The 11103-nt window shown below is 37.6% G+C and carries 13 protein-coding genes; 10 read left to right on the top strand and 3 right to left on the bottom strand.

What is annotated here, in order from left to right; translation table 11 throughout:
- The coding region (locus tag SGJ10_06515; GenBank protein MDZ4757778.1) for a hypothetical protein at positions 1-260 on the bottom strand (260 nt) is incomplete at its 3' end.
- A 307-nt stretch (positions 261-567) separates the two neighbouring features.
- On the opposite strand from SGJ10_06515, the gene SGJ10_06510 reads away from it, so the two are divergent.
- The 8 genes from SGJ10_06510 (at position 568) to SGJ10_06475 (ending at position 7069) form a co-directional block, all read left to right on the top strand.
- Positions 568-849: a DUF1294 domain-containing protein gene (locus tag SGJ10_06510; GenBank protein MDZ4757777.1), complete on the top strand. Its 282-nt coding sequence runs from the start codon at positions 568-570 to the stop codon at positions 847-849.
- A gap of 99 nt (positions 850-948) precedes the next feature.
- Positions 949-1320, top strand: coding sequence for an NADH-quinone oxidoreductase subunit A (locus SGJ10_06505; protein ID MDZ4757776.1), 372 nt, complete (start codon positions 949-951; stop codon positions 1318-1320).
- A 157-nt stretch (positions 1321-1477) separates the two neighbouring features.
- Positions 1478-2014 (top strand): NADH-quinone oxidoreductase subunit B, encoded by a 537-nt coding sequence (locus tag SGJ10_06500; protein MDZ4757775.1) that lies wholly within the window; start codon positions 1478-1480, stop codon positions 2012-2014.
- A 95-nt stretch (positions 2015-2109) separates the two neighbouring features.
- Positions 2110-2649, top strand: a complete 540-nt coding sequence (locus SGJ10_06495) for an NADH-quinone oxidoreductase subunit C (GenBank protein MDZ4757774.1) — start codon at positions 2110-2112, stop codon at positions 2647-2649.
- A gap of 3 nt (positions 2650-2652) precedes the next feature.
- Complete coding sequence (locus SGJ10_06490; protein MDZ4757773.1) at positions 2653-3852, top strand: NADH-quinone oxidoreductase subunit D; 1200 nt, start codon at positions 2653-2655, stop codon at positions 3850-3852.
- 55 nt (positions 3853-3907) lie between these two features.
- Positions 3908-4414: an NAD(P)H-dependent oxidoreductase subunit E gene (locus SGJ10_06485; GenBank protein MDZ4757772.1), complete on the top strand. Its 507-nt coding sequence runs from the start codon at positions 3908-3910 to the stop codon at positions 4412-4414.
- Between the two features lie 3 nt (positions 4415-4417).
- Positions 4418-5767, top strand: coding sequence for an NADH-quinone oxidoreductase subunit NuoF (nuoF, locus tag SGJ10_06480; GenBank protein MDZ4757771.1), 1350 nt, complete (start codon positions 4418-4420; stop codon positions 5765-5767).
- Between the two features lie 123 nt (positions 5768-5890).
- Entirely contained in the window at positions 5891-7069 is a 1179-nt protein-coding gene (locus SGJ10_06475; protein MDZ4757770.1) for an acetyl-CoA C-acyltransferase, read from the top strand.
- 349 nt (positions 7070-7418) lie between these two features.
- Here SGJ10_06475 and SGJ10_06470 read toward each other — a convergent pair whose 3' ends face one another.
- Together SGJ10_06470 and SGJ10_06465 are read right to left on the bottom strand one after the other, a co-directional pair.
- Positions 7419-8201: a TonB family protein gene (locus tag SGJ10_06470; GenBank protein MDZ4757769.1), complete on the bottom strand. Its 783-nt coding sequence runs from the start codon at positions 8199-8201 to the stop codon at positions 7419-7421.
- Positions 8202-8302: 101 nt separating this feature from the next.
- Positions 8303-8791 (bottom strand): GNAT family N-acetyltransferase, encoded by a 489-nt coding sequence (locus tag SGJ10_06465; protein ID MDZ4757768.1) that lies wholly within the window; start codon positions 8789-8791, stop codon positions 8303-8305.
- A 135-nt stretch (positions 8792-8926) separates the two neighbouring features.
- Here SGJ10_06465 and SGJ10_06460 point away from each other — a divergent pair, with 135 nt between their 5' ends.
- Both SGJ10_06460 and SGJ10_06455 read left to right on the top strand, forming a co-directional pair.
- Positions 8927-10000: a SusE domain-containing protein gene (locus tag SGJ10_06460; protein MDZ4757767.1), complete on the top strand. Its 1074-nt coding sequence runs from the start codon at positions 8927-8929 to the stop codon at positions 9998-10000.
- Positions 10001-10005: 5 nt separating this feature from the next.
- The gene (locus SGJ10_06455) at positions 10006-10899 is read left to right on the top strand and encodes a hypothetical protein (protein ID MDZ4757766.1); all 894 of its coding nucleotides are present in this window, start codon (positions 10006-10008) and stop codon (positions 10897-10899) included.
- Positions 10900-11103: the final 204 nt, after the last annotated feature.

The following is an 11103-nucleotide window of genomic DNA, read 5'->3' as shown; positions in this document are numbered from 1 at the left end:
GTAGCAGACTTAAACACCACACTACTACCAGATACGGTGCCCGAAACCGATGCCGTAGAGCCATAAGAGGTTGTGAGACCATACTCGAAGCTAAGGGTGGTGGTATCGCTGCCAGGGTTAGACAAGCAGTTAAGGTTTGCTCCTGTATAGGTAACCCTGCTGGCAGGCACTGTGGTTGAAGTGGGGGCTGTTGCAAACAAATTTATACTTACTGTGAATAGTAATAAAAATGTTACTAAGTAATTTTTGAAGTGTTTCATAAAGTTGAGATTTAGGAGCTGTCAAATTTAGGTATGAATAACCTTTGGTACAAATACTTGCTTAAATTATTTCTCTGCCCTCGTAACACTCTCTCTTGTGTGGTCTTATCGCAAGTCTCCACACTGGCATATAAATAATGCCCGCCCCATGCCACTAATCCAGCCTTATTCGGCTATTATGCACCATCTCAAAGCCCGTAACCACCATCTAAGAGTACATATCTTCCATCTAAGAGTTTCCCACTTCTAGCTTCCGTCTTCCCTTTCCATGTATTAACAACATAAAATATGACTTATCTTTGAAACATTGAAATATATAATTATATCCCTATTAATTTTTAACTTCTATTGCTTTTTCCTCATGAGGATAGATAAAAACCGTTCGGTGAACTATAGAAAAAGAATTAGTGAAAAAACGCTGCTTTGGCATGCCTTAGTTTTTGGAAGTTTGGGAATTTTGTTGGGTATGTATTATGCTTCCCACCACAAAACCCAAGTTTGGAAATTTAAACTCGGTGTTCCATCGATATTGATTTTAGAAATTGCAGGCTTTGCTTATATATACATTCGATTTTTTCAAACCGCTTAATATTAAGCACTTTAAATACTGAAAAAGAGAAGCTAATTCTATTCTTTTTTTGTCACTTCTTTTCGTACTTTTGCAACGTAAAAAATCAAAAATAGAAACATGTTAGATTCTTCTTCTTCTTCCTATATGCCTATCGTACTGCAATCTATTGTGGCCTTGGGTTTTGTAGGGTTAGTATTGGTATTGGTACCCATGCTCGGACCCAAAAGCAAAGGCTCAATCAAGAAAGATAACTTTGAATGCGGTATAGAAGCACAAGGTGACGCCCGTGTAAAATTCTCGGTGAAATATTTTCTTACGGCTATTCTTTTTGTGCTATTCGACGTAGAAGTAATATTCTTTTATCCCTATGCTGTAAATTTTAAATCCCTTGGCTCGTCTGGGTTTTTGGCAGTTGTAATGTTCGTTGCATTTTTCCTTATCGGATTTTTTTATGTATTGAAAAAAGGTGCGTTGGAATGGGAGAAATAAAATAGTTGTGAGTTGCCACTTGCGAGGGGAGAGACCACACAGGGCAAGCACACAAAATAAAATAAATTACTTGTGAGGGGAGAGTTGGCAGACTCATAACCCACTACAAAAATCTCACAACTAATAACTAATAACTAATAACTAATAACTAATATAAATGGTCAAAGTAGCAAACGCCCCCGATGGATTTGAAGGTCCAGGTTTTTTCGCAACTGGTGTAGATAAAATTATAGGCCTTGCCCGTGCAAACTCATTGTGGCCACTGCCTTTTGCAACTTCATGTTGCGGTATCGAGTTTATGGCAACTATGGGTTCCAATTACGATTTGGCTCGATTCGGAATGGAGCGAATGAGCTTTAGTCCTCGCCAAGCAGATGTGTTATTGGTAGCAGGAACTATTGCAAAAAAATTAGGCCCGGTATTGAAACAAGTTTATGATCAAATGGCCGAGCCTCGTTGGGTAATTGCTATTGGTGCTTGTGCAAGCAGCGGTGGTATTTTCGATACTTATTCTGTATTGCAAGGTATTGATAAAGTAATCCCAGTGGATATATATGTTCCTGGATGTCCTCCCCGTCCTGAACAAATTATTGATGGCATCATCAAACTACAAGAGCTGGTGAAAAACGAAAGTGGAAATCGCCGCAACAGTCCAGAATACAAAGCTTTAAAAGATTCTTATCAGATTAGCTAGTATAACTCTTAGATAATCACGATAGCTATCGGGACAGAGTTACAGCAAGGACGAAAATCATTAAATCGCAAATCATTAAATCATTAAATATACTAATGACCAACCAAGAAGTTTTAGACCATATCAGAACCAAATTTGCAGATAGCATTTTGGAATTTGACGAGCCTTATGGGATGCTCACCCTTATAATAAATCGTGATGCTTTATTACCTTTAGTTGAGTTCATTAAAAGCGATGAACTATTACAATGCACTTTCATGACCGACCTATGTGGAATGCACCATCCCGAGCAAAAAGGAAGAGAATTGGGAATGGTATATATGTTTCACGGATGGGTAAAAAATATTCGTATTCGTATTAAATGTTTTATGGCAATGGAAGATCCACACATTGATAGCCTTTGCAATATTTTTAAAGCTGCAAACTGGATGGAGCGTGAGACTTACGATTTTTATGGGATTAAATTTAAAGGTCATCCTGACCTGCGAAGAATATTAAACATGGACGAAATGGATTATCATCCCATGCTAAAACAATACAAACTGGAAGACGGAACACGTACCGACAAAGATGATCGTTTCTTTGGTCGTGATGGTAATTCAAATGTGGAGTTTGACCAACGTTATATAAAATAATTTATGAGTACCAATCCTATAGAAATAGATACACTCGAAGGTGAATTTTCCACCCTCAACTTAGGGCCTACACACCCTGCCACACATGGTATTTTCCAAAATATACTTACCATGAATGGTGAGCGAATATATCACAGTGAACAAACCGTTGGATATATACATCGTGCCTTCGAAAAAATAGCGGAACACCGACCATTTAATCAAATAACTCCGCTTACCGATAGATTAAATTATTGCTCATCGCCTATCAATAATTTGGGATGGCATATGACCGTAGAAAAACTAATTGGTTGCACCGTTCCCAAACGTGTAGATTATATGCGAGTTATTATCATGGAACTCGCACGTATCGCTGACCACTTGGTTTGCAATACTGTTATTGCCGTGGATACTGGAGCTTTAACGGGTTTCACTTATATGTTCCAAGAGCGTGAAAAGATATATGAATTATATGAAGAAGTTTGTGGTGCACGACTCACCACCAATATAGGAAGAATAGGTGGTTTTGAAAGAGATTTCACGCCTGTCTTTCATCAAAAACTAAAAAAATTCTTAGCTGAATTTCCTAAAAAATTCCAAGAGTTTTGCGACCTTACCGAACGCAATCGCGTGTTTATGGACAGAGTAATTAATGCTTGTCCATTCGATGCCGAACGTAGTATGAACTACGGTTTTACTGGGCCGAATTTGCGTGCTGCGGGCGTTGATTATGATGTGCGTGTGATGAATCCCTATAGTAGTTATCAGGATTTTGATTTTATTATACCCATTGGTACTTCGGGCGATACCTATGATAGATTTATGGTACGCCAACAAGAGATTTGGGAAAGTATAAAAATCATTAACCAGGCATATAATAATTTGCCCGAAGGAAATTATCATGCAGATGTTCCAGAATTTTATTTGCCTCCAAAGGATGATGTCTATAATAATATGGAAGCGTTAATTTATCATTTCAAAATAGTGATGGGAGAAACCGATGTACCCAAAGGCGAAGTATATCATAGTGTGGAAGGCGGCAATGGCGAAGTGGGCTACTACCTGGTGTCTGACGGTGGTCGTAAACCTTTCCGCTTGCATTTCCGCCGACCTTGTTTTATATATTACCAAGCTTATCCCGAAATGATAAAAGGTTGTTTGTTGAGCGATGCCGTAGTGACTTTAAGTTCACTCAATGTTATAGCCGGCGAATTGGATGCATAATATATATAGTATAATAAATCATTAAATCGCAAATCGTTAAATCATAATTATATAAATGACGACAACAGATCAAAAAATTGAATTCTCCCCAGAGAATATGCAATTGGTGAAACGCTTAATGGCAGAGTATCCCGAAGGAAAACACAAATCGGCATTGCTTCGCATTTTGCATATAGCACAAAATGAATTTGGGGGTTGGTTAAGTTCTGATGTGATGGATTATGTAGCACAAGTAATGAACTTAAAACCCATCGAAGTATATGAAGTTGCCACTTTCTATTCGATGTATTTTACCAAGCCCGTTGGCAAATATGTATTCGATGTTTGTCATACGGGTCCATGTATGATAGAAGGTGCTGAAAAAATATGCAATCATATAGAAAAACGTTTGGGTGTGAAACAAGGGGAAACCACGGCTGACGGTTTGTTTAGCTGGAGAGGTGTAGAATGTTTGGGTGCTTGTGGATATGCACCTATGATGCAATTGGGTGATAATTTTAGAGAGCATCTTACCCCTGAAAAAGTGGACCAAATTATTGAAGAACTTAAAAGCAAAGGATAAAACATGGGACGCAAATTATTAATAGATAAAGCTGGAGTTGCAGGAATAGAAACCTATGAAGTATATCGCAAAGAAGGCGGGTATCGCAGCGTAGAAAAAGCTCTTAAAACTATGACACCAAATGAAGTGGTGGAAGAAGTAAAAAAATCGGGATTGCGTGGACGTGGTGGTGCAGGCTTTCCTACAGGTATGAAATGGAGTTTCCTTGCCAAGCCGGAAGGTGTGCCGCGTTACTTAGTTTGCAATGCCGATGAAAGTGAACCTGGTACTTTCAAAGATAGATATTTGATGGAAAAAATTCCACATTATTTGGTGGAAGGTATGATAACGAGTAGCTATGCTTTGGGTGCAAATACTTCCTATATATATATTCGTGGAGAGTATATGTGGATATTACATATATTAGAAAAAGCCATTGCCGAAGCATATAGTAATGGTTGGTTGGGAAAGAATATTTTAGGTACAGGATATAATTTAGATTTATACGTTACTTGCGGTGCAGGTGCCTATATATGTGGCGAAGAAACCGCTTTGTTAGAAAGCTTAGAAGGTAAACGCGGCAATCCTCGCATTAAGCCGCCATTCCCTGCTGTAAAAGGATTGTGGCAAAGACCAACCGTAGTAAATAATGTAGAAACTATAGCTGCCGTTGTTCCCATTATAAATGATGGTGGCGATGAATATGCAAAAATTGGAATCGGAAAAAGTACAGGAACGAAATTAATTTCTGCTTGCGGAAATATAAATAAACCAGGAGTATACGAAATAGAAATGGGAATTCCGGTAGAAGAGTTTTTATATAGTGATGAATATTGTGGCGGAATTAAAAATGGGAAAAAATTAAAAGCGTGTGTTCCCGGTGGTTCATCGGTGCCCATCCTGCCACATTTTTTAGTATGCAAAACCGCAAAAGGAGAAGATCGTTTGATGAGTTATGAATCGTTGAGCGACGGAGGTTTTGCTACTGGTTCGATGTTAGGTTCGGGCGGATTTATAGTATATGATGAAGACCAGTGCATCGTTCGCAACACGTGGAATTTTGCACGCTTCTATCGCCATGAAAGCTGTGGACAATGCAGCCCCTGTCGTGAAGGAACTGGATGGATGGAAAAGGTATTATATCATATAGAAACGGGTACGGGTAAAATGGAAGATATAGGTTTGCTTTGGGATATACAACGCCGTATTGAGGGTAATACTATCTGTCCACTTGGAGATGCTGCTGCATGGCCTGTTGCCGCTGCTATACGCCATTTCCGTGAAGAGTTTGAATGGCATATCAAAAACCCACAATTGGCCCAAACCAAAAACTATGGGCTGGTGACAGAAAAAGTATTTGAAATTGCCCAATAAAATATTATTATAATATAAAGCTTTATATTATAATAAACTAAAACAGAAACATTTTGCAAATTCGTTTATTTGCTCCCTGTATCTTTACCTTCGCAAAAAATTAAATATATATATAACAAAAACATGAAAGAAGTAGTAATAGTATCAATGGCACGCACGCCACTAGCCAGTTTCAATGGGGCTTTAAACGGATTTACCGCCACACAGTTAGGCTCATTTGCCATTAAAGCTGCGGTGGAACGTGCAGGAATTAAACCCGAACAAGTGAATGAAGTATATATGGGCAATGTGGTATCGGCCAATCTAGGCCAAGCCCCTGCCACGCAAGCAGCAATCTATGCAGGACTGCCCAACACTACTCCTTGTACTACCATTAATAAAGTATGTGCAAGTGGAATGAAAGCTATTATGTTGGCTGCACAAAGTATCAAACTTGGCGAAAATGATATCGTAGTTGCAGGTGGTATGGAAAGCATGAGCAATATCCCATATTATTTAGACAAGGCCCGCAACGGTTACCGTATGGGGCATGCTCAATTAATTGACGGTATGATAAAAGACGGATTGTGGGATGTATATAAAGATTACCACATGGGCGTAGCAGGCGAACTTTGTTCGACAGAATATAAAATTGGTCGTGAGCAACAGGATGAGTTTGCAATAAAAAGTTATAAAAAAGCCCAAGCTTCGCAAGCAGAAGGTCGTTTCAAAAATGAAATCGTGCCTGTAGAAATTCCTGTAAGAGGCAAAGACCCAATCCAATTTGATACTGATGAAGATGTGAGCAAAGGCAACTTTGAAAAAATGCTGACTTTGAAACCTGCTTTTGCTAAAGATGGTGTTATCACTGCAGCGAATGCTTCCAAACTAAATGATGGTGCTGCTGCAGTTGTATTAATGAGTGCCGAAAAAGCAGCAGAACTTGGATTAAAACCACTTGCTCGCATTGTATCTTATGGCGATGCAGCTCAAGCACCAGAATGGTTTACTACCACACCTTCTAAAGCTATACCTGTAGCATTAGAAAGAGCGGGGTTAACAATTGACCAAATAGATACTTTTGAAATCAATGAAGCCTTTGCCGTAGTAGGAATTGCCAACTGTCAAATATTGGGAATACCTGAAGAGAAATTAAACAAAAATGGGGGTGCGGTTGCTATGGGTCATCCTATAGGAATGAGCGGTACACGTATTACCATGAGTTTGATTAGTACCTTGCAACAACACGGTGGCAAATATGGTTGTGCCAGCATCTGTAATGGCGGCGGCGGTGCAAGTGCTATTGTGGTGGAGTTATTATAATACTTCCTTAAGGGAAATCCATTTATACCGAAACTCAATATATTATAGTCCAAAAGAAAGGGACTAAATGTACTGTAGTTCGGTATTACCATTCTAAAAACTAAATCCGCCACAGACGAAGAACTATTTTAGTTTAAGAATTGGTATAACAATAAAAGGAAAGAACAGGATAATTAGTTTGAATGTTTTTTCATTTTTTATTAAATTGGGATTGAGGCAAATGTATTAATTTACATTTACTTATGAATAAAAATCTTTCTTTAATTTATTTTTATTCCATCGCCAATCTTTTTAAAAATTCAAATCAATATATACGGTTGCAATACTATTTCCCCGATTTATTCTCTACTTACAAGCTTTCAGGGTCCAAAAAATTAATGGGTATTATATACTTGAATCTTACTTGTTTTCCTGCTACTTCAGCGGGTTTCCACATACCGGGTTTGCTTATTTTTTCAAAAGCCTCCAAGGCTTCTTTGTCCAATACGTTTTCAAGACTTTGCTCTACCCTTATATTACTAAGGCTGCCATCCAATTCTACCACGAAACTCAGCAATACTTTACCATATTTATCTGCTGCGGCAGGATAGGAGATTTGTATATCTAAATATTGATACAAGTCGTCGTAATAATGTGCTTGTTTGTCGACTTTAGTATATATAGTGGGATTTTTAGTGGTTACGTGAATAGTTATAGGTCCAGTTTCAGGCATAATCAAGCCATCGAAGAGTTTCCCTTTCACCTCTCCATCTATTGCTCCTTTTCTTTTGGGGTCGAGGGTTGCGGCGTTTGCATCAATATCGGGAGCAATAACGGGTTTTGTATTTGGAGTACCTTTAATAGGTTTTGGGGCTGTCCTCTTTTCTGTATTGGTTTTTATTAATTTATCCCATTCGTAGGTTTTTATTATAACAACATGGCCTGAGTCTTTTTCGGCGGGGCGAACAATTGTAGCTACGGTTTCTTCATGAAATCCCCAACGTAACATATATATAAATGCTGCAAAACCAAGGATGGTGAAAAGCATTGATTTTAATAGCCTTTCGTTATAATACAAACGCAAAGGATAAGCACCATAGTAGCGGTTACGGTTTTGAAAAATAATGTCGAGTAAATAATAATTGCTGTTCATGAGTGAAATAAATTAAGATGAGAAATGTTATTTTCTACATTAATCTATGCACTGTTCTAAAGGTTGTCCTAAAATATAAGGTTTACAATTATATGACGAAGCTAAAATTCTAGGAACATCACAAAATCATTCATATAATACCCATTACCAATATCAAAATCGGCAACACTTTCTATTTTGAAACCAAGTTTAAAGTAGAAATTGATGGATTTATAATTTTGACGGTTCACGGTGAGTGATATTTTTTTTGAATGAGGCAAACGATCCAGCAATGCCGCAAAAGCATGTTGGCCGATGTTCCTTCCTTGCTCTTCTGTTTCAATATAAAATTTGTGCAGCATGTATTCCTCAGTTCCAATTTGCGAGATAGCCATATAGCCCACAGATAAATTATTATATACAATAATATAGAACTTTTGCCCTTCCTCAATTTGCTTTTGGATGGCAATGCCCGAATACATTTGCCCCAGCATATAATCGACCTGCTGTTGACCAATGATAGGAACATAATGGAATTGCCATATTCTTTGGGCCATTTCAGAAATAGGGACAAGGTCTTTACCCGTAGCTGAAACTAGTGAAACATTCATGCTTGCTTTATATATTTATTGCAGCAAAAGTATATAGTAAAAAGTTAGGAACAAAAGCAGAAATAACATCTTGTTTATTTGCATATTATAAACTTAATTTGCTGCTACAAAATCAATAATAATAAAATGAAATTTATGAGTAAAAAATTATTCTCAACTTTAATTGCTTGCATGGTATTGCTCTCATTCGGCAAAGCCATGACCGTTCTTAGCCCTAAAACCGATACTGTAATTCATTTAGGCGGTGAGAGAGGTACCATTATTAGTTTTTATGCTGACCGGGCCATTGACTATTTGTATTTTGGGAAAGCTGGTTTTAATCCCGCTTCAGCTCTGATGTCATACAGCCTTTTTGGTCAACTCCCTGCTCAGATTCAAGTAGATCAATTAGCTCAAGATATTGTTTCTTATATAGACCCTTCTTTTGCAGTGGGAAAATCTATTACGCTGGAGTGGACCGCAGGCTATGTAAAACCTGACAATTCAACAGCTTACGCTACCAACAAATTAAAAATAAAATTTATCAGAGATTATTTCTTCGACGAGCCACATCCCTATTCATTGTTAATCCCTGCAAACAAATCTGTGATAGACATTGCAGGCCCTGACAATAATAAAAGTTTGATGTTCAGGTGGAGCAAAGCAATTACGGATAGTATGATATTGGGTTCTAAATCGAAAGTCGAGTATAATTTATTTATTGATAGCCAAGGTAGCGATTTTGTTTCGGACCCCACTTTTTTATACCAATCGAACAAACTAACAGATACATTTTTGTCGATGAATTACACCGATTTATATAGCAGTGTTATACAAGGAATGGGCGTACAAAAAAGTAAATCTATTACTGTGAAATGGCATATACTAGGCTACTGTCAAGACTGTACACCTCAAGACCCTGTGCCAACACAGGATTTTGAACTTACTTTTAATTATATATATGGAGTAGGCATTGAAGCAGTTTCTACCACAAAAATTGGAGTATATAATAGTAATGACCGATTATATATAGCAAACCCAAATAACGAACAAATGAAAACACTGGAAGTTATGGATTTGCAAGGCAAAGTTGTTTTTAATAGACCGCTTAACTTTGGAGGGGCTAATATGATATTAGAACTACCCTCCGAACTTTCGAACGAATTATATATTTGGAAAGTAAATTACCAAAGCGGGCAAGTTTCTGGTAAGTTTATTATAAATAAATAAGAATATTGACAAACCGTGGTTATGTAACCGCAGCATACGGGCACAAAGTCTATTTAGAACAGGCTTTGTGCCTTTTGCTTTCATATAGGTTTCAAAAAGATGAAACCCCATTTACTTTGGTTACCGACGAAGTATTAGCCAAGCTTTGCTCAGAATTAAACTATAATAAATGGTTCGATAAAATTATTATATTGGGCAATAATCAGTTGCACCACTTTGAAGGAAAACTTCATGCAGCACTTCAAACCCCTTATAGTGATACTATATATTTTGATAGCGATTGTCTTTTAATTAAGGAACCAGAAACTTTATGGAAAGAGCTTTCACTGTCGTCATTCTGCGTACCCGGAGGAATATATACAGGAGGTTCCTATGCCAATATCAATATGACCGAATGGTTAAAGCATAACCAAATAGCATATCTGCCGGTATTTAATGCAGGAGTTTTTAGGTTTAACAATGAAGGGAAGAAAATAGTATCAGAAGCCTTAAGTATTATACATGAGCATGAAACCTATCGCCTGCCCAGTGCCGATGGTGGACTTAATGAGCAAGTAGCATTGGGGATTGCTATGGCCAAAAACAGTATCATGCCACTATCCTATTATAATGATCTGCACTTTAGTTTTTTCAATGCCAGATCGATATTGAAACTGGATTTATATAATAAAATCTGTAAGTTCAAAAAGGAACGCACCTGGCGTGAACCTTTTATTTTTCATTATACTCCTTTATATAAAGCAGGGTATTACTATAGCAGAAGTCGCAAAATATTGGAGCGTGAATTAAACAAGTTAAGAAGCCATTTTGGTATTCAAAAAATAGAATTTTTCAAACCTGTTTTGCGAGATAAACTAGCTTTAATAAAACGTGGTAGGTTTTTGATAGACGGACGGTAAGGTTTGCTAGTTCGTTGTACACCGTACTGCATAAACCATTAACCATTGATTTACTGTCTTATACCGAAACTCAATATATAATAGTCCAAAAGAAAGAGACTAATTCCCCCGCATCCCGATAATTATCGGGATTAAGCGGGGCTTTCGGGATGTAGTTCGGTATTACCATTCTACAAACCAAATCCGCCACAGGCGGAGAACTAT

The organism is Bacteroidota bacterium, assembly GCA_034439655.1.
Taxonomy (GTDB): domain Bacteria; phylum Bacteroidota; class Bacteroidia; order UKL13-3; family UKL13-3; genus CANJUD01.
The sequence above is the reverse complement of the archived record's forward strand: the minus strand, read 5'-3'. Positions and strand labels throughout refer to the sequence as shown.

What these genes read in the sequence shown, in the direction of transcription:
- SGJ10_06505 (MDZ4757776.1), top strand. Translation starts at nt 949, where the DNA reads ATGTTAGATTCTTCTTCTTCTTCCTATATGCCTATCGTACTGCAATCT.
- SGJ10_06500 (MDZ4757775.1), top strand. Translation starts at nt 1,478, where the DNA reads ATGGTCAAAGTAGCAAACGCCCCCGATGGATTTGAAGGTCCAGGTTTT.
- SGJ10_06495 (MDZ4757774.1), top strand. Translation starts at nt 2,110, where the DNA reads ATGACCAACCAAGAAGTTTTAGACCATATCAGAACCAAATTTGCAGAT.
- SGJ10_06490 (MDZ4757773.1), top strand. Translation starts at nt 2,653, where the DNA reads ATGAGTACCAATCCTATAGAAATAGATACACTCGAAGGTGAATTTTCC.
- SGJ10_06485 (MDZ4757772.1), top strand. Translation starts at nt 3,908, where the DNA reads ATGACGACAACAGATCAAAAAATTGAATTCTCCCCAGAGAATATGCAA.
- nuoF (MDZ4757771.1), top strand. Translation starts at nt 4,418, where the DNA reads ATGGGACGCAAATTATTAATAGATAAAGCTGGAGTTGCAGGAATAGAA.
- SGJ10_06475 (MDZ4757770.1), top strand. Translation starts at nt 5,891, where the DNA reads ATGAAAGAAGTAGTAATAGTATCAATGGCACGCACGCCACTAGCCAGT.
- SGJ10_06470 (MDZ4757769.1), bottom strand. Translation starts at nt 8,201, where the DNA reads ATGAACAGCAATTATTATTTACTCGACATTATTTTTCAAAACCGTAAC.
- SGJ10_06465 (MDZ4757768.1), bottom strand. Translation starts at nt 8,791, where the DNA reads ATGAATGTTTCACTAGTTTCAGCTACGGGTAAAGACCTTGTCCCTATT.
- SGJ10_06460 (MDZ4757767.1), top strand. Translation starts at nt 8,927, where the DNA reads ATGAGTAAAAAATTATTCTCAACTTTAATTGCTTGCATGGTATTGCTC.